The sequence below is a fragment of the Pseudomonas wadenswilerensis genome (assembly GCF_900497695.1).
GTDB lineage: Bacteria > Pseudomonadota > Gammaproteobacteria > Pseudomonadales > Pseudomonadaceae > Aquipseudomonas > Aquipseudomonas wadenswilerensis.
This window is the reverse complement of sequence record NZ_UIDD01000009.1, coordinates 68,389-84,351: the sequence shown is the minus strand read 5'-3', so window position 1 is coordinate 84,351 and position 15,963 is coordinate 68,389. Positions and strand designations below refer to the sequence as shown.

The following is a 15,963-nucleotide window of genomic DNA, read 5'->3' as shown; positions in this document are numbered from 1 at the left end:
AACGAGGATTTCCATGCGCCTGATTCGCATGCTGTTGGTTTCCGCTATGGCCCTGTCCAGCGCTTCGGCAATTGCCGCCGATGCCGATGCGGCACGCCTGACCCAGTTGCTGGACAAATCCAGGACCATCAGCGCCAATTTCTCTCAACTGACCCTCGATGGCACCGGCACTCAGCTGCAGGAAACCACCGGGCAGATGGCCGTGCAGCGCCCGGGCCTGTTCTACTGGCACACCGATGCGCCACAGGAGCAGGTGGTGGTGTCGGACGGCAAGAACGTCACCCTGTGGGACCCGGACCTGGAACAGGCTACCATCAAGAAACTTGACCAGCGTTTGACCGAAACCCCGGCACTGTTGCTGTCCGGTGACGTCTCGAAGATCAGCCAGAGCTTCGACATCACCTCTAAAGAGCAGGGCGAGGTCATGGATTTCGTGCTCAAGCCGAAAACCAAGGACACCCTGTTCGACTCGCTGCGCCTGTCGTTCCGTCGCGGCCTGGTCAACGACATGCAACTGATCGACAGCGTCGGCCAACGCACCAACATCCTGTTCACCGCGGTCAAGGCCAACGAGGCGATCCCGGCGAGCAAGTTCAAGTTCGACATCCCCAAAGGTGCGGATGTCATCTCCGAGTAAGAGGTAGTAGCGCCGTCCATGGACCTGTTTCGTAGCGACCCCGTAGCCCAGCCCCTGGCCGCGCGCCTGCGCCCGGCCAACCTGGACGAGTACGTTGGCCAGGAGCACCTGCTGGCCCGCGGCAAGCCGCTGCGCGAGGCACTGGAAGCGGGCGCACTGCACTCGATGATCTTCTGGGGCCCGCCCGGGGTCGGCAAGACCACCCTGGCGCGGTTGCTGGCGCAGTTCTGCGACGCCCACTTCGAGACCGTTTCGGCGGTGTTGGCCGGGGTCAAGGAAATCCGCCACGCGGTGGACATCGCCAAGCAGCAGGCCGGGCAGTATGGGCGGCGCACGATTCTGTTCGTTGATGAAGTGCACCGCTTCAACAAGTCCCAGCAGGATGCCTTTTTGCCGTATGTGGAAGACGGCACGCTGATCTTCATCGGCGCCACCACCGAGAACCCTTCGTTCGAACTGAACAACGCGCTGCTGTCGCGGGCACGGGTCTATGTGCTGAAAAGCCTCGACGAAGCCGCGCTACGCAAGCTGGTCAACCGCGCCCTGACGGAAGAGCGTGGCCTGGGCAAGCGCCAGTTGCGCGTTGGCGACGAAGCCTTCCAGATGCTCATGGCTGCCGCCGATGGCGATGGCCGGCGCATGCTCAACTTCCTCGAAAACGCCTCGGACCTGGCAGAGGATGGCGGTGAAATCGCTGTCGAATTGCTGCAGAGCCTGCTCGGTGACAGCCGCCGGCGTTTCGACAAGGGTGGCGAGGCCTTCTACGACCAGATCTCGGCGCTGCACAAGTCGGTGCGCGGCTCCAACCCCGATGGCGCCTTGTACTGGTTCGCGCGCATGCTCGATGGCGGCTGCGACCCGCTGTACATCGCCCGCCGCGTGGTACGCATGGCCAGCGAAGACATCGGCAACGCCGACCCCCGCGCCTTGAGCCTGTGCCTGGCGGCCTGGGATGTGCAAGAGCGCCTGGGCAGCCCGGAAGGCGAGCTGGCTGTGGCCCAGGCCATTACCTACCTGGCCTGTGCACCGAAGAGCAACGCGGTGTACATGGGCTTCAAAACTGCGCTGCGCGAAGCTGGCGAGCACGGTTCGCTGGAAGTGCCGCTGCACCTGCGCAACGCCCCGACCAAGCTGATGAAGCAGCTGGGCTATGGCGATGAATACCGCTACGCCCATGACGAACCGGATGCCTACGCCGCCGGCGAAGACTACTTCCCTGACCACCTCGCGCCGCGCCAGTACTACCAACCGGTGCCGCGCGGCCTGGAATTGAAGATCGGCGAGAAGCTCAAGCACCTGGCCGAACTCGACCGCAACAGCCCGCGGCAGCGCAGAAAACCATGATTGCCGTGATCGCCGCAGTCAGCGCCGGGGGCATTGTCGGCACCCTGATGCGCTTTGCCACTGCCAATTGGGTCAACGCGCACTGGCCACGCCACTTCTATCTCGGTACGCTGGCGGTCAATCTGATTGGCTGCCTGCTGATCGGCTTGCTCTACGGGCTGTTTCTGCATCGCCCGCTGGTGCCGGTCGAGCTGCGTGCGGGCCTGATCGTCGGCTTTCTCGGCGGTCTTACAACCTTTTCATCCTTTTCACTGGATACCGTGCGCCTGCTCGAAAGCGGGCAGGCGCCGCTGGCCTTCGGGTATGCCGGGGCCAGCGTATTTGGCGGGCTGCTCGCAACCTGGGCTGGCCTGTCCCTGACCAAATTCTGAACCAACGAGAGAACGATATGCTCGATTCCAAACTGTTACGCGGCCAACTTCAGGAAGTGGCGGACCGCCTGGCCTCCCGTGGCTTCAGCCTGGATGTCGCGCGCATCGAGGCCCTGGAAGAACGCCGCAAGGTGGTACAGACCCGTACCGAACAACTGCAGGCCGAGCGTAACGCCCGTTCCAAATCCATCGGCCAGGCCAAGGCCAAGGGCGAAGACATCGCCCCGCTGATGGCTGACGTCGAGCGCATGGCCGGCGAACTGGCCAGCGGCAAGGTCGAGCTGGACGGCATCCAGGCTGAACTGGATGGGATCCTGCTGGGCATTCCCAACCTGCCGGACGAAAGCGTGCCGGTCGGCGCCGATGAAGACCACAACGTCGAAGTCCGCCGTTGGGGCACCCCGCGCGCCTTCGATTTCGAGATCAAGGACCACGTTGCCCTCGGTGAGCTGAGCGGCGGCCTCGACTTCGAAACCGCAGCCAAGCTGTCGGGCGCCCGTTTCGCCCTGCTGCGCGGCCCGATCGCCCGTCTGCACCGCGCCCTGGCGCAGTTCATGATCAACCTGCACACCAGCGAGCACGGCTACGAAGAAGCCTACACCCCGTACCTGGTCCAGGCCCCGGCGCTGCAAGGCACCGGCCAGTTGCCCAAGTTCGAGGAAGACCTGTTCAAGATCAGCCGCGACGGCGAGGCCGACTTCTACCTGATCCCGACCGCCGAGGTGTCGCTGACCAACATCGTTGCCGGCGAGATCCTCGACGCCAAGCAACTGCCGATCAAGTTCGTCGCCCATACCCCGTGCTTCCGTAGCGAAGCCGGTGCGTCGGGCCGCGACACCCGCGGCATGATCCGTCAGCACCAGTTCGACAAGGTCGAGATGGTGCAGATCGTCGAGCCGGACAAATCCATGGAAGCCCTGGAAGGCCTGACCGCCAACGCCGAGCGCGTGCTGCAAGCCCTGGAACTGCCGTACCGGGTGCTGGCGCTGTGCACCGGCGACATGGGCTTCAGCGCGGTGAAAACCTACGACCTGGAAGTCTGGGTGCCGAGCCAGGACAAGTACCGCGAAATCTCCTCGTGCTCCAACTGTGGCGACTTCCAGGCCCGCCGCATGCAGGCGCGCTGGCGCAACCCGGAAACCGGCAAGCCGGAACTGGTGCACACCCTCAACGGTTCGGGCCTGGCGGTCGGCCGTACCCTGGTGGCGGTGCTGGAGAACTACCAGCAGGCCGACGGTTCGATCCGCGTGCCGGAAGTACTCAAGCCGTACATGGGTGGCCTGGAGGTCATCGGTTAAATGGAATTCCTGCCGCTGTTCCACAAACTGCGCGGCAGCCGTGTGCTGATCGTCGGCGGAGGTGAAATTGCCCTGCGCAAATCGCGTCTGCTGGCCGATGCCGGGGCTGTGCTGCGGGTAGTGGCGCCCGAGATCGAAGTGCAACTGGCCGAGCTTGCCCGGCACAGCGGTGGTGAAATTCTCAGCCGTGGTTACCAGCCGGGCGACCTCGACGGTTGCCAGCTGATCATTGCCGCCACCGACGACCAGGCGCTCAACGCCCAGGTCTCGGCGGATGCCCAGCAGCGCTGCGTACCGGTCAATGTGGTCGATGCGCCGGCGCTGTGTTCGGTGATTTTCCCGGCCATCGTCGACCGCTCGCCATTGGTGGTTGCGGTGTCCAGCGGCGGCGATGCGCCGGTGCTGGCGCGGTTGATTCGGGCCAAGCTGGAAACCTGGATCCCTGCTGCCTATGGCGAACTGGCCGGCCTTGGCGCGCGCTTTCGGCACAAGGTCAAGGCGCTGTACCCGGACGTCAATCAGCGTCGCGGCTTCTGGGAAGATGTCTTCCAGGGCCCGATCGCCGAGCGGCAACTGGCCGGGCAGGGCGCTGAAGCCGAGCGTCTGCTGCAAGCCAAGATCGACGGTGCCACCTACCAGGCGCCGGGCGAGGTGTATCTGGTCGGCGCCGGCCCCGGTGACCCGGACCTGCTGACCTTCCGCGCCTTGCGCCTGATGCAGCAGGCCGATGTGGTGCTCTACGATCGCCTGGTCGCCCCGGCGATCATCGAACTGTGCCGCCGTGATGCCGAGCGCATCTACGTCGGCAAGCGCCGCGCCGATCACGCCGTGCCGCAAGCGCAGATCAACCAGCAACTGGTCGACCTGGCGCGTCAGGGCAAGCGTGTGTTGCGTCTGAAAGGTGGCGATCCGTTCATCTTCGGCCGTGGCGGCGAAGAGATCGAAGAGCTGGCGGCCCAGGGCATTCCGTTCCAGGTGGTGCCGGGGATTACCGCGGCCAGTGGCTGCTCGGCCTATGCCGGCATTCCGCTGACCCACCGCGACTATGCCCAGTCGGTGCGTTTCGTCACCGGCCACCTCAAGGACGGTACCAGCGACCTGCCGTGGGATGATCTGGTGGCGCCGGCGCAGACCTTGGTGTTCTACATGGGCCTGGTTGGCTTGCCGACCATCTGTGCCGAGCTGATTCGTCACGGGCGGGCGGCGGATACGCCGGCGGCACTGGTACAGCAGGGCACCACGCCGAATCAGCGGGTGTTCACTGGCACCTTGGCCGACTTGCCCAAGCTGGTGGCCGAGCATGAAGTGCATGCGCCGACCCTGGTGATCGTCGGCGAAGTAGTACAGCTGCGGGAGAAGCTGGCCTGGTTCGAAGGCGCCCAGCCTTGAAATCATCGCTGGCAAGCCAGCTCCCACAGGTACTGTATGCACTGCACCTGTGGGAGCTGGCTTGCCAGCGATGAGGCCGGTTTGCCTGGCTTCACACTCCAGTCTTGTTCCAGATTCCCCGCCCCACCAGTCGCTCCCGGTCATGCCCCAGCTCAAAATCCTGCAACGGCCCCTTGGGCACAATCCCGTTCGGATTGATGGTCTTGTGGCTCATGTAGTAGTGCTTCTGGATATGCTCGAAATTCACCGTCTCGGCGATCCCCGGCCACTGATACAGCTCCCGTAGCCAGTTCGACAGGTTCGGGTAATCGGCAATGCGCCGCATGTTGCACTTGAAGTGCCCGTGGTACACCGCATCGAAGCGAATCAGCGTGGTAAACAGCCGCCAGTCGGCCTCGGTCAGGTATTCCCCGGCCAGGTAGCGCTGGGTGCCGAGCAGCCGTTCCAGATGATCCAGTTCGGCAAACACCTCATCAAAAGCCTGCTCATAGGCCGCCTGCGAAGTGGCAAAGCCTGCCCGGTACACGCCATTGTTGACCGCCGGATAGATCCGCTCGTTAAGCGCCTCAATCTGCCCGCGCAGCGCTTCGGGATACAGGTCCAGGCGATTGCCGGTCAGCTCGTCGAAAGCCGAGTTGAAGATGCGAATGATCTCCGCTGACTCATTGTTGACGATGCGTTGCTCGTGTTTATCCCACAGCACCGGCACCGTGACCCGGCCGCTGTAGTGCGGATCGTCACGGGTGTAGCGCTGGTGCAGGAAGTCCAGGTGCTCGAGCTTGTCGCCGGTCGAGCCGTTGCTCTGGTCGAAGGTCCAGCCATGCTCGCCCATCAGCCAGCTGACCACCGACACATCGATCAGGTTCTCAAGGCCCTTGAGCTTACGCAAGATCAGGGTGCGGTGGGCCCAGGGGCAGGCGAGCGATACATACAGGTGGTAACGGCCGGCTTGCGCGGCGGGCAGGGCGTTGCGCCGTTGCGCGCTTTCGCGCTGGAAAGCGCCGTCTGCGCTGCTTTCATACCACTGGTCATGCCAGCGTCCGTCGATCAACAGGCCCATGCTGAGCTCCTTGGCGATTCGTTCTGAGTTAGAACCCAGTGTACGGAGCTGGGTTCGAACGAATAGCGCAAAGTCCGGGCCTGTTTGATCGGCTTATTCGATCAGTGGCGCTGATCCCAGTAGCGTTGCGCCTGGGTGAAGGCTTCATCTCGGGATTGACCCAGGCCGCGCAGGGCCAGGGCCATGGTCGCCACCACGGCCAGTTCGCCATAGCTGTTCTGCTCATCACCGCGCCACACGGCCAGCAGTTGCCCGGGCTCAAGGCTCGCCGGTTTGACGTGGCGCTGGGCTACCAGGGCGGGCCATTCTTCATCCCAGTCGAGGCCATTGGCGGTGCCATACAGGTGGCTGCTGGTGTCCGGGTTGATCTCGATCTCGCCACCATCGCCCTTTACCACGATCGCCGTGTCGCCCAGCAGGCGGCTGGCCTCGCGGTGCACGGCCTGGTAGCCGGGGTGGAAGATGCTCTGCAGGCCGCAGCGCGCATTCAGCGGGTTGAGCACCCGTGCCAGGGAATGAATCGGCGAGCGCAGGCCCAGGGTGTTGCGCAGGTCGATCATTCGTTGCAGGCGTGGCGCCCAGTCTTGCAGCGGGATGAACGCCAGCTTGTGGGTGTCCAGCGCTTCAGACACCGCATGCCAGTCCCGGCACAATGGAATGCTCAGCAGTTCCAGCGATTGCTCGGTATACAGCCGCCCGGCCGTGTGGGCGCCGCCACCGTGCAGCAGGATGCGCACGCCGTTGGCCGCCAGGCACTTGGCGGCCAGCAGGTACCAGGGCAAATGGCGCTTCTTGCCGGCGTAGCTTGGCCAGTCCAGATCAACCTGGATCGGCGGCGCCTGCAGCCGCTGACGCAGCGCTTCGGTGAAGCCGGCCAGCTCTTCGGGGCTTTCTTCCTTGTGCCGCAGCAGCATCAGGAAGGCGCCGAGCTGGGTTTCCTCGACCTTGCCGTCGAGCAGCATGCCCATGGCCTCGCGGGCTTCCTCGCGGCTCAGGCCACGGGCACCGCGCTTGCCCTTGCCAAGGATGCGCACGAACTGGGCAAACGGATGTTCGGCCGGGGTTTCGGTGATCAGCGGGGTGAGCTCGGTCATATGCAATTGGTCGGCTTTGGCAGGCCCGCAAGTTTTGCGGCGAGTTTGGCGGGAGTGCCCTTGAACAGGCGGTTCAGGTGCAGGCTGTTGCCTTTTTCCGCGCCCAGCTTGAGCGCGGTGTACTTGATCAGCGGGCGGGTGGCCGGCGACAACTCGAACTCCTGGTAGAAGTCGCGCAGCAGGGTCAGCACTTCCCAGTGTTCCGCGGTCAGCTCCAGGTCTTCATGGGCGGCGAGGGCGCTGGCGACCTCCTCGGACCAATCACCAAGCTCGACCAGGTAGCCGTCTTTATCCAGGGCGATGCTGCGCTCGCCGACAGTCAGGGTGCTCATAGCCAGCTGTTGACCTTGTCATAGTGCAGCGACAGCTCGACGAAGGCCGGGTAGTCGATAGCCTTGCCCAGGTCGCTGATGGTAATGGCGCGGGCCTGCAGGTCTTCGTCCAGGGCGAACAGACGCCCGTCCAGCTGGCTGGCCTGCAGCGTGCGCAGCGGCTCGCTACCGGGCTGCAGGGCATACACCGCATCGCCGCACAGCAGCAGGCCGTCGGCGCTGCCAAGCAGGCGCAGGCAACTGCTCAGGCGGTTGTCGCCAAATGGCGAGTGGCAAATCACGTGCAAGGTGCTCATCAGAGGGTCACCACCTGGTCGAAACGGTCGATCAACGCGGCCAGCGCAGCGTCATCCAGCACCTGTACCGGCAGGCTCAGGGTGTCGGCAGCAAGGCCGCGCTCCTGCAGGCTGCTGCCGGCGGCGAACAGTTCCTCGATACCGAACATCGGCAATGCCTGCAGGTTGGCCGCGAGGTTCTTCTGCTGCAGCTGGGCCGGCTGCTGGCCGGGGGCGAGCTGGAACACGCCGTCATCGAGAAACAGCATGCCCAGCGGCAGGTCGAAGGCACCGCCGGCCAGGGCGATATCCAGCGCCTCGCGGGCGGATGGCCCGGCCCACGGCGCCTGGCGGCTGATAATCAGCAAGGACTTGGCCATCTCAATCGCCTCCAAAGCACATCAGTCGATCGGCGACTTGCGCCGCCTCATGCAACTGGCCCAGCCCGGACAGCTCCCAGGGCGCTGGCAGGTTGACCGCCGGGCGCTGGTAGCGCTGGGCTTCCTCGGCATTGAGCACGCCGCGGCGCAGAGCGGCGGCAATGCACACCACGGCATCGAGCTGCTGCGCGCTGACGAACGCGCGCCACTCGGTGGGCAGGTCCAGCTCATCCTGAGGCGTCACGACATTGCCCGAGGCGCTGTGCACGCCGTCCTGATAGAAAAACAGCCGGACAATCTCATGCCCGCCAGCGAGCGCCGCCTGGGCAAAACGCAGGGCGCGGCGCGAGGAGGGCGCATGGGCCGGAGAAAAAACCGCAATGGCGAACTTCATGGAAGTCTCTTTCAGCAAATCTGCGGGAATGATAAAGCAAAAATCCCGCAGCAACATGCCGCGGGCTCTTCAGGGCTTACCTCGCCCCCTGTGGGAGCTGGCTTGCCAGCGATGGCTTCAACACTGTCTCAAGCCTTGTCTTTATGCTCCGGCAAGAACCAGTTCAGTACCAGGGCACAAATCCCCCCGGTGGCCACCCCCGACTCCAGCACATTACGCAGTGCCGACGGCATATGCGCGAGGAACTCCGGCACCTGCGCCACCCCCAGGCCCAGCGCCAGCGACACGGCAATGATCAGCAGCGCGCGACGATCCAGGCTGATGCTGGCAAGGATATTGATCCCCGAAGCCGCCACCGCGCCGAACATCACCATCGCCGCGCCACCGAGCACCGGCTCCGGCACCGCTTGGATCACCCCGGCCACGCTCGGGAACAGGCCGAGGATCACCAGCATCGCCGCAATCCACACACCGATATGGCGGCTAGCGATACCGGTCAGCTGAATCACGCCATTATTCTGGGCAAAGATCGAGCTCGGGAAGGTATTGAACACCCCGGCCAGCAGCGAGTTGGTGCCGTTGACCAGCACGCCGCCCTTGATCCGCTGCATCCACAGCGGGCCTTCCACCGGCTGGCGCGAGACCTTGCTGGTAGCGGTCACATCACCAATGGCTTCCAACGAGGTCACCAGGTAGATCACCAGCATCGGAATGAACAGCGCCCAAGAGAAACCCAGGCCGAAATGCAGCGGTACGGGCACCTGGAACAGCGCAGCTTCGTGCATGCCGGTGAAGTTCAGGCGGCCCAGGTAACCGGCCAGGGCGTAACCCACGGCCAGGGCGATGACGATGGCGCAGCTACGCATCCACACCACCGGAATACGGTTGAGGATCACGATGATCGCCAGCACCACGCCCGACAGCAGGAGGTTCTCGCCATTGGCGAAGGTGCCGTTGCTCATCGCCGCAAAGCCGCCGCCCATACTGATCAGGCCGACCTTGATCAGGGTCAGGCCGATCATCAGCACGACGATACCGGTCACCAGCGGGGTAATCAGGCGTTTGACGAACGGCAGAATGCGCGAAATGCCCATCTCCACGAACGAACCGGCAATCACCACACCAAAAATCGCCGCCATCACGCCCTCGACCGGCGTGCCTTGCTTGACCATCAACGCGCCACCGGCGATCAACGGCCCGACAAAGTTGAAGCTGGTGCCCTGCACAATCAAAAGCCCGGCGCCAAAAGGCCCGAAGCGACGGCACTGCACGAAAGTGGCGATCCCGGAGATCACCAGCGACATCGACACGATCAGGTTGGTATCACGGGCCGAAACCCCCAGCGCCTGGCAAATCAGCAGGCCAGGGGTGACGATCGGCACAATGATCGCCAGCAGGTGCTGCAACGCCGCCAGCATCGCGATCAACGGACGCGGCCGGTCTTCAAGGCCGAGGACCAGTTCATTGGCCTGCGCGGGTGCGCCGGGTCCTTGCTCGATTGAACTCATGGGAGTGCTGCCCCGGAAGAAAAAAGGAGCGCATTCTACGGGCCCGCACCCGTTTACGGTAGTGCCTTGAGGCTGGCACCTATCCCTGTGGGAGCTGGCTTTGCCAGCGATGCAAGGCAAAGCCTTGCCAAACCCCACCCACAAAAAAGCCCGCCGAAGCGGGCTTTCTCTCAACGCATCACACCAGCAACCAATCAGTCATCGCGACCCATCAGGCCGAACAGCTGCAGCAGGCTGACGAACAGGTTGTAGATCGACACATACAGGCTGATGGTTGCCATGATGTAGTTACGCTCGCCACCGTGAATGATCGCGCTGGTCTGGAACAGGATGCACACCGACGAGAACAGCACGAAACCGGCGCTGATCGCCAGCTGCAGGCCGCTGATCTGGAAGAACAGGCTGGCCAGCACCGCACCCATCAACACGAAGAAACCGGCGGTGATGAAACCACCGAGGAAGCTCATGTCCTTGCGGGTAATCAGCACATAGGCCGACAGGCCACCGAAAACCAGGGCCGTCATCGCGAACGCCGAGCTGACCACCTCGGCGCCACCGGCCATACCCAGGTAACGGTTGAGGATAGGGCCGAGCAAGAAGCCCATGAAGCCGGTGAGGGCGAAGGTGGACACCAGGCCCCAGACCGAATCACGCAGCTTGTTGGTGAGGAAGAACAGGCCGTAGAAGCCGATCAGCACCACGAAAATGTTCGGGTAGCCGACGCGCATCTGCTGCGCCACGTAGGCCATGATGCCACTGAAGGCGAGGGTGATAGCCAGCAACCCGTATGTGTTACGCAGGACGCGGCTGACCTCCTGCTGCTCGACCTGCTGGCCGTGATTGACGGCGTAATCCTGTTCGCGCATGGCGACACTCCTGTGGGTTTGAAACGTTCAGATGCAAAGATCATAACAGAGCCGCGCAAAGCGGCCACATAGAGAGTTTGACAGCTTGTTTCATTTCGGTATTATGGCGCCCGCAATACGAGGAAGCGTGGCCGAGTGGTTTAAGGCAACGGTCTTGAAAACCGTCGATGGGCAACTATCCTAGAGTTCGAATCTCTACGCTTCCGCCATCTTCAAAGCCCTGATTATTCAGGGCTTTTTGCGTTTTTGGGGCCCCTTCTTTTCCCCAGTTCCACGCCTGATCGTTTCCGCGTTTTTCCTTCCGTTTCCGCAATTTATCCTCGTCCTCGCGCGATTAGGGCTTATCAACCGCCGAGCAGAGGGCCTGCAAGGCCGCGGGCGTTGCATTTCCCGTAACGTCTTGTTGTGCGCGCGCGAGATCATCGATTATGCGTTTCTGCCTCACTATGTCAGGTCGCAGTCGCTGCCGTTTGCTGGGCTCCTAGGCATTGCGAGTGCGATAGCGCTGCGCTATCGTCGATGCTGGATGTGGGCGGCCTTCTTCATGCTCCAGAAAAATGCAGAGCTTACGGGTCGCACTAATTGAAAATGCATGCCGAAGCTGGTTAGCCAAGTAAGGCAAATATGCTTAGAGAAGAGTACGCTTGTGGCAAAAGTACCCGAAAAACAAATTACTAAATTTTCTGAGTATGTAAAACATTTAGAGACTCTTCAGGGGGATTTTCCTGGCGCACCTCTTTGGTATAGAGGAAGTAATAACAAGGACCATAATTTAGTTCCTGGGCTCTATAGACATCAAAAAAGTACATCCAGCGATGAGATCGGTAAGTTGGAGCGGGAACTTATCGCTCGTTTTCGTCAGCGCAGCATGCCATTCTCTGATAAAGTTCCTCAGGATGACTGGGGTGTACTTTTCTACATGCAGCATCACAGGATCCCCACCAGGCTTTTGGATTGGTCCGAAAACCCCTTTATCGCATTCTATTTTGCGGTTGCTAATGCCGCTTATACGAAAGATGTAGGCGGTGTAATTACTTATACGAAAGATGCAGTGGTGTGGGTGTTGAATCCTACCACATGGAACAAACATGCGCTTGATCATGTGTCTTATGATGGTGGTATATTGCTGACAATTGATGATGAGATGAAAGGTTATCATCCAGAATCTACAGTTGGAAAGATGAATAATCACCCGGTTGCTATGTATGGCATCCATAACAGTCCGCGTATAGTTGCGCAGCGTGGGGTTTTTACGGTTTCAGGCCAAATGGTTAGCGGCCTGGATGAGTTGTACGATCAGCATAGGTATCCACGAAAATCCCTTCAGAAGCTGGTGATTCCAAAAGAAAATATTTCTGCTTTGAGAGAGTCGCTTTTTCTCTATGGGATAACAGAATCGGTGGTTTATCCAGATCTCGATGGTCTAGCGCTCGAAATCAAGAGATTCTACAAGTTTGAGGTGTAATGATGGTTGCTAAAGAATATTTTTCCATACGTACAATGGATGCTAAGCCTCTTACTTGGTGGAAGTCTCGTCGCAGTAAAATTGATATGAATCCTTCTTATCAGCGCCGTGGTAGGCTTTGGTCGCAGACCGATAAAGGCTATTTGATTGATTCTATTTTAAATGGATTTGATATCCCCAAAATATATATGGCGGACTTTACGGTTGGGGAGAGTTCTAAGTTAAACTCTAGTAGATTGCCATATGCTATTATTGATGGTAAGCAGCGCTTTGAGGCGATTTTTGACTTTTTTGATGGGAGCATCGTATTAAATGACGATTTTGTTTATAAGGCGGACCCAAGTTTAAAGCTCGGCGGGCTTGGTTATAAAGATCTTGTGGCCAATCACTATGATGTGGCGGAGATTTTTGAAACATTCAACCTTACTATCATGGAAGTTCACGCTTCAACGGAAGACCCCATTAATGAGCTGTTTGTAAGATTGAATAGGAATAAGCCTTTGGCGGGGGCGGAAATTCGGAATGCTATGTCAGGTCCTGTTCCGCAAATTATTAGAAGCATCAGTTCGCATAGTTTCTTTACAGACTGTATTGCATTTTCCGTGAAGCGCGGAGCTGATCTTAATACCGCGGCGAAGTTGTTGCAGTTTGAATACTCGGAAAGACCGATGGACACGAAGAAGCGTGTTCTTGATGAGTTTGTACAACAGGTTGAAGTCGCTCAAAAGAAGCAGATGCTAGAGTTGGCTACTCGAAGGGTAACTGATAATCTTGATGCAATGGCTGAGATTTTTCTGCCAAGAGATAAGCTCTTGTCAAGTGGCGGTATTATACCTGTGTACTACTGGCTGTGCAGAGAGCAGGATAGCTCCAGGCATCATCTCATACGAGAATTTTTGGTTGAATTCGAATCAAGAAGGAAGTCTAACAGGGCGTCCGCTAGCCAGAGTATGAAGGGAGGGGAGATCACTTCGAGTGGTCAAGGTAATACGCTGGTGGCTTTCGATATCCTAAATCGTAGTACTAACGACTTGGGCAGTCATGTGGGGCGCTTTAAAATTCTTAATGATGCTTTTGAAGAATGGGTCTTGCTCAATTCATAATGGGCGATGCTTGGGAAGGTTGAGTGATTGCGGGGTGTTCGGCTTAATCTAGAAGTAAGCTGCCGACAACCCCGCCTTGCTTTGAGGCTATTAAATAAGCGCCTATCGAGTAGGTTCAACGATCTCGCCAATGCGACGATAAACTGTCTCAGTGATTCTCTTATCTGTGTGTCCGAGTAGGCGGCTAGCTTGGGTTAAGTCGTCAATTTCGCTGGCTGCTTTAGGCCGGATGTCTCTAAACTGAAAGAGTTTAATCTGTTCGGCTAATACTTTGTCTTCGAGTGAGCTGTTGAAAGCTGCCTTTCTAGCATCATCAAATCGGAGGCGTAGCATAGAGGCAGACACATTCCTGCCATCTTCGGTTGTAATTAGGTAAGGGTTTCGAACTCCACGTTCAGTGCGCTGTTCCAATAAGCGCTCGACAAGAAGTCCCAATTGATTGGGTCGATTATTTGTATTGAGCTGAATTCGTAGCTTTTTCGATGTCTTTCCCTGCGCGACTTGCAAGAAACCGGGTATGCAGTCCGCGGCTCGCATAGACAGTACGTCTCCTGGGCGTTGACCGGTCAGATAGGCTAAGTCCATTGCATCCCGCAGCTCGGGGGCAGCGTATTGATAAACCGCATTCCAGATCTCTGGTCCGGCGTAGAAATCGCGTGGCCGTTCTTTATTTTTGCGAACCCCAGTTGCCGGATTTTCTTTTTCAGTGATACCCCATTCTCGAGCCATGTTATAGATGTGAGAAAGAAGGGCGATCTCGCGGTTCGCTCGCACCTTGCCCGATCGTTTGTCACGATACTGGGCAAGAATCTGAGGTGTGATCGCATCAATAGGTGCTTCGCTGAATGCAGCGCGAAGTTGCTTCAGCGACAGCAAGTTGTCCTTCTGGGTCCTTGGCATCTTGCCGGGAATCACATCACGCTCATAGCGATTGAAAACATCCCCAAGCAAGCGCACGATTTTGGGCACAGCTTTGCGATCAAGCTTGGCCCACTCCATTTTCGCCACGTCTAAGTCTGTTCCCAACGGGATCTCGATTCGTTTGCCGTTCTCGTCGCGACCGTCATAGTAGTAGCCTACCCATTGGCCCCCGCTTTTAAGGTTGCGTACCCGCCGCAGCATTCGCGGCGGCAGGTCACGGTTGGCAGTTTTCTTCGGCCGCATTTATACCACCCGCGACAGGTCGAAAGTCCAGGTTTCAGCGACAGCGCTTGATGCTGTCGGCTTTACCCCAGCCAATTTGAGACGAGCATAGATCCGACCTACAACGGGGCGTCTGGCGCCAGTTAACACGTATTGCCACCCATTGCTGGCCAACCAGTGAATTTGCTTATGAGGCAATTGATAGCCTGTGATAGCTGCAACTTCTTCTTCAGTCAGGGTCTCAGTCTGAACGTTGTCACCTTGCCATTTGCTCATTGTCTGACCCCTCGAAGTAGTTCTCGGCAGCTTGCAGGGTCGGTTGCCGCCTGCAGTTGTAGAGTATTGGCGCTGATGCCCTGGTCATCCTGCTTCAGGATAAATCCTGCCGCTTGTCGGGCCTTTGAGCATTTGGCGTGGCCACCTTTGCGGGTCTGCACTTTCCCGCACACGTCGCAGATGATCGACATAGCTGGTCGGGTAAGTGGCTGGAGGCCTTTCGGTATGCGGACCTCTGGTTGATATCTTGGTGTGGTGATCACAGCGAAAACCTCTCCTGAGCTCGGCGTGCGGTGGGACTCAGTACCAGAGTCGGGGCATCGCTGAAGTGGTTTACAGTCGGTGTACCGGTGGTGTGATGACCAGTAGTCGTTTGGTGGTGTAAGGCAATCAGGGCGGCGGTGAGAGCGATAGCCAACACCAAGCTGATCAGTTGCCAGATGCGTGCAGGGTTAGTCATGGGGGCTCACCTGGGTGGCTTCGGTGGAAGTAGTGGTCATGCTACTTCCCCCGCGCTTGCTGGCTTGGCAGGGGTGATTCGCAGCTGGCTGTGGACGCGGGCAGCAAGTCCTTCGATGTAGAGTTGCTGGTCGGCAGCGTGTTGGGTCTGAGGGGCAACTTGCAGAGCCTTCCAGGTGCGCCCAGCCAGTTTCAGTGTGGCGGCGGTCTTGGTTAGCTGGTCATGGTCAGCCCTGGTCACAGGCATGTCGGTGTAGGACATGATCCGGTCTTCAAGCTCTTTGACCCTGCTCTGGAGAGCGGCTTTGATGGTGAGGTGCTTTCGTTGTTCGGCTTCAAGCTGGATGGCCAGCTCGTCTCGCTCGATACGTATCGACGCGACTTGCTGAGAGTTGATCGCGTCGCGAGTTTCAAGCCCTGCCGCTCTTCCGCTGTCGAAAGCGCGAGTCCGGGCTTTCGCGAAAAGGAAAGGCAGGAATGCCAGGGTGAACAGCCAGAGGGCTGCGAGGGCCAGGATGTAGTGTTGCTGTTGCATGTGCTGTGCTCCTAAGTAGCCTGCCACCGGGCAA

The 15,963-nt window shown here is 59.4% G+C and carries 18 protein-coding genes and 1 tRNA gene; 8 read left to right on the top strand and 11 right to left on the bottom strand.

Features of this window, described 5'->3' with window-relative positions; all coding sequences use genetic code 11:
• The first annotated feature begins 13 nt into the window (after nucleotides 1–13).
• Genes lolA through cysG form a run of 5 tightly spaced genes read left to right on the top strand, consistent with a single transcriptional unit; the run spans nucleotide 14 to nucleotide 5,039 of the window.
• On the top strand, nucleotides 14–637 hold the full coding sequence (gene lolA / locus CCOS864_RS18280; protein ID WP_115087754.1) for an outer membrane lipoprotein periplasmic chaperone LolA: 624 nt from the start codon (nucleotides 14–16) through the stop codon (nucleotides 635–637).
• Nucleotides 638–655: 18 nt separating this feature from the next.
• Entirely contained in the window at nucleotides 656–1,981 is a 1,326-nt protein-coding gene (locus CCOS864_RS18275) for a replication-associated recombination protein A (protein WP_115087753.1), read from the top strand.
• Nucleotides 1,978–2,352, top strand: a complete 375-nt coding sequence (crcB, locus tag CCOS864_RS18270) for a fluoride efflux transporter CrcB (protein ID WP_115087752.1) — start codon at nucleotides 1,978–1,980, stop codon at nucleotides 2,350–2,352. The genes CCOS864_RS18275 and crcB overlap by 4 nt, the downstream gene beginning before the upstream one ends.
• Nucleotides 2,353–2,369: 17 nt before the next feature.
• Entirely contained in the window at nucleotides 2,370–3,650 is a 1,281-nt protein-coding gene (gene serS / locus CCOS864_RS18265) for a serine--tRNA ligase (protein ID WP_115087751.1), read from the top strand.
• Nucleotides 3,651–5,039, top strand: a complete 1,389-nt coding sequence (gene cysG / locus CCOS864_RS18260) for a siroheme synthase CysG (RefSeq protein ID WP_115087750.1) — start codon at nucleotides 3,651–3,653, stop codon at nucleotides 5,037–5,039. It abuts the gene before it with no gap.
• A 91-nt stretch (nucleotides 5,040–5,130) separates the two neighbouring features.
• Here cysG and CCOS864_RS18255 read toward each other — a convergent pair whose 3' ends face one another.
• From CCOS864_RS18255 to CCOS864_RS18220, 8 genes are all read right to left on the bottom strand, one after another.
• Nucleotides 5,131–6,099 carry a glutathione S-transferase family protein gene (locus tag CCOS864_RS18255; protein WP_115087749.1) on the bottom strand — a complete coding sequence of 323 codons (969 nt, stop codon included), beginning with the start codon at nucleotides 6,097–6,099 and terminating at the stop codon, nucleotides 5,131–5,133.
• 101 nt (nucleotides 6,100–6,200) lie between these two features.
• Nucleotides 6,201–7,193, bottom strand: coding sequence for a glycosyl transferase family protein (locus tag CCOS864_RS18250; RefSeq protein ID WP_115087748.1), 993 nt, complete (start codon nucleotides 7,191–7,193; stop codon nucleotides 6,201–6,203).
• A complete protein-coding gene (locus tag CCOS864_RS18245; RefSeq protein WP_115087747.1) occupies nucleotides 7,190–7,525 on the bottom strand; it encodes a TusE/DsrC/DsvC family sulfur relay protein in 336 nt (111 codons plus the stop codon). The genes CCOS864_RS18250 and CCOS864_RS18245 overlap by 4 nt, the downstream gene beginning before the upstream one ends.
• Nucleotides 7,522–7,821 (bottom strand): sulfurtransferase complex subunit TusB, encoded by a 300-nt coding sequence (gene tusB, locus CCOS864_RS18240; RefSeq protein ID WP_115087746.1) that lies wholly within the window; start codon nucleotides 7,819–7,821, stop codon nucleotides 7,522–7,524. The genes CCOS864_RS18245 and tusB overlap by 4 nt, the downstream gene beginning before the upstream one ends.
• On the bottom strand, nucleotides 7,821–8,180 hold the full coding sequence (gene tusC / locus CCOS864_RS18235) for a sulfurtransferase complex subunit TusC (protein WP_115087745.1): 360 nt from the start codon (nucleotides 8,178–8,180) through the stop codon (nucleotides 7,821–7,823). Before tusC ends, tusB begins: the two co-directional genes overlap by 1 nt.
• Nucleotide 8,181: 1 nt before the next feature.
• Entirely contained in the window at nucleotides 8,182–8,574 is a 393-nt protein-coding gene (gene tusD / locus CCOS864_RS18230; RefSeq protein ID WP_115087744.1) for a sulfurtransferase complex subunit TusD, read from the bottom strand.
• A 128-nt stretch (nucleotides 8,575–8,702) separates the two neighbouring features.
• Nucleotides 8,703–10,082, bottom strand: coding sequence for a nucleobase:cation symporter-2 family protein (locus tag CCOS864_RS18225; RefSeq protein WP_115087743.1), 1,380 nt, complete (start codon nucleotides 10,080–10,082; stop codon nucleotides 8,703–8,705).
• A gap of 194 nt (nucleotides 10,083–10,276) precedes the next feature.
• Nucleotides 10,277–10,948 (bottom strand): Bax inhibitor-1/YccA family protein, encoded by a 672-nt coding sequence (locus CCOS864_RS18220; protein WP_036994557.1) that lies wholly within the window; start codon nucleotides 10,946–10,948, stop codon nucleotides 10,277–10,279.
• A gap of 121 nt (nucleotides 10,949–11,069) precedes the next feature.
• Here CCOS864_RS18220 and CCOS864_RS18215 point away from each other — a divergent pair.
• The 3 genes from CCOS864_RS18215 to CCOS864_RS18205 all read left to right on the top strand — a co-directional run bounded on the left by CCOS864_RS18215 (nucleotide 11,070) and on the right by CCOS864_RS18205 (nucleotide 13,516).
• A tRNA-Ser gene (locus CCOS864_RS18215) sits at nucleotides 11,070–11,157 on the top strand.
• Between the two features lie 383 nt (nucleotides 11,158–11,540).
• Nucleotides 11,541–12,413 (top strand): FRG domain-containing protein, encoded by an 873-nt coding sequence (locus CCOS864_RS18210; protein ID WP_115087742.1) that lies wholly within the window; start codon nucleotides 11,541–11,543, stop codon nucleotides 12,411–12,413.
• Between the two features lie 2 nt (nucleotides 12,414–12,415).
• The gene (locus CCOS864_RS18205; protein ID WP_167458911.1) at nucleotides 12,416–13,516 is read left to right on the top strand and encodes a DUF262 domain-containing protein; all 1,101 of its coding nucleotides are present in this window, start codon (nucleotides 12,416–12,418) and stop codon (nucleotides 13,514–13,516) included.
• Between the two features lie 102 nt (nucleotides 13,517–13,618).
• Here CCOS864_RS18205 and CCOS864_RS18200 read toward each other — a convergent pair whose 3' ends face one another.
• The 3 genes from CCOS864_RS18200 to CCOS864_RS18185 form a co-directional block, all read right to left on the bottom strand.
• Nucleotides 13,619–14,680, bottom strand: coding sequence for a tyrosine-type recombinase/integrase (locus tag CCOS864_RS18200; protein WP_115087740.1), 1,062 nt, complete (start codon nucleotides 14,678–14,680; stop codon nucleotides 13,619–13,621).
• Entirely contained in the window at nucleotides 14,681–14,935 is a 255-nt protein-coding gene (locus CCOS864_RS18195) for a DUF4224 domain-containing protein (RefSeq protein ID WP_115087739.1), read from the bottom strand.
• 496 nt (nucleotides 14,936–15,431) lie between these two features.
• On the bottom strand, nucleotides 15,432–15,929 hold the full coding sequence (locus CCOS864_RS18185; protein ID WP_115087737.1) for a hypothetical protein: 498 nt from the start codon (nucleotides 15,927–15,929) through the stop codon (nucleotides 15,432–15,434).
• Between the last annotated feature and the right edge of the window lie 34 nt (nucleotides 15,930–15,963).

What these genes read in the sequence shown, in the direction of transcription:
- CCOS864_RS18275 (WP_115087753.1), top strand. Translation starts at nt 656, where the DNA reads ATGGACCTGTTTCGTAGCGACCCCGTAGCCCAGCCCCTGGCCGCGCGC.
- CCOS864_RS18195 (WP_115087739.1), bottom strand. Translation starts at nt 14,935, where the DNA reads ATGAGCAAATGGCAAGGTGACAACGTTCAGACTGAGACCCTGACTGAA.
- crcB (WP_115087752.1), top strand. Translation starts at nt 1,978, where the DNA reads ATGATTGCCGTGATCGCCGCAGTCAGCGCCGGGGGCATTGTCGGCACC.
- CCOS864_RS18225 (WP_115087743.1), bottom strand. Translation starts at nt 10,082, where the DNA reads ATGAGTTCAATCGAGCAAGGACCCGGCGCACCCGCGCAGGCCAATGAA.
- CCOS864_RS18245 (WP_115087747.1), bottom strand. Translation starts at nt 7,525, where the DNA reads ATGAGCACCCTGACTGTCGGCGAGCGCAGCATCGCCCTGGATAAAGAC.
- tusB (WP_115087746.1), bottom strand. Translation starts at nt 7,821, where the DNA reads ATGAGCACCTTGCACGTGATTTGCCACTCGCCATTTGGCGACAACCGC.
- serS (WP_115087751.1), top strand. Translation starts at nt 2,370, where the DNA reads ATGCTCGATTCCAAACTGTTACGCGGCCAACTTCAGGAAGTGGCGGAC.
- cysG (WP_115087750.1), top strand. Translation starts at nt 3,651, where the DNA reads ATGGAATTCCTGCCGCTGTTCCACAAACTGCGCGGCAGCCGTGTGCTG.
- CCOS864_RS18185 (WP_115087737.1), bottom strand. Translation starts at nt 15,929, where the DNA reads ATGCAACAGCAACACTACATCCTGGCCCTCGCAGCCCTCTGGCTGTTC.
- tusD (WP_115087744.1), bottom strand. Translation starts at nt 8,574, where the DNA reads ATGAAGTTCGCCATTGCGGTTTTTTCTCCGGCCCATGCGCCCTCCTCG.
- CCOS864_RS18210 (WP_115087742.1), top strand. Translation starts at nt 11,541, where the DNA reads ATGCCGAAGCTGGTTAGCCAAGTAAGGCAAATATGCTTAGAGAAGAGT.
- tusC (WP_115087745.1), bottom strand. Translation starts at nt 8,180, where the DNA reads ATGGCCAAGTCCTTGCTGATTATCAGCCGCCAGGCGCCGTGGGCCGGG.
- lolA (WP_115087754.1), top strand. Translation starts at nt 14, where the DNA reads ATGCGCCTGATTCGCATGCTGTTGGTTTCCGCTATGGCCCTGTCCAGC.
- CCOS864_RS18220 (WP_036994557.1), bottom strand. Translation starts at nt 10,948, where the DNA reads ATGCGCGAACAGGATTACGCCGTCAATCACGGCCAGCAGGTCGAGCAG.
- CCOS864_RS18250 (WP_115087748.1), bottom strand. Translation starts at nt 7,193, where the DNA reads ATGACCGAGCTCACCCCGCTGATCACCGAAACCCCGGCCGAACATCCG.
- CCOS864_RS18255 (WP_115087749.1), bottom strand. Translation starts at nt 6,099, where the DNA reads ATGGGCCTGTTGATCGACGGACGCTGGCATGACCAGTGGTATGAAAGC.
- CCOS864_RS18205 (WP_167458911.1), top strand. Translation starts at nt 12,416, where the DNA reads ATGGTTGCTAAAGAATATTTTTCCATACGTACAATGGATGCTAAGCCT.
- CCOS864_RS18200 (WP_115087740.1), bottom strand. Translation starts at nt 14,680, where the DNA reads ATGCGGCCGAAGAAAACTGCCAACCGTGACCTGCCGCCGCGAATGCTG.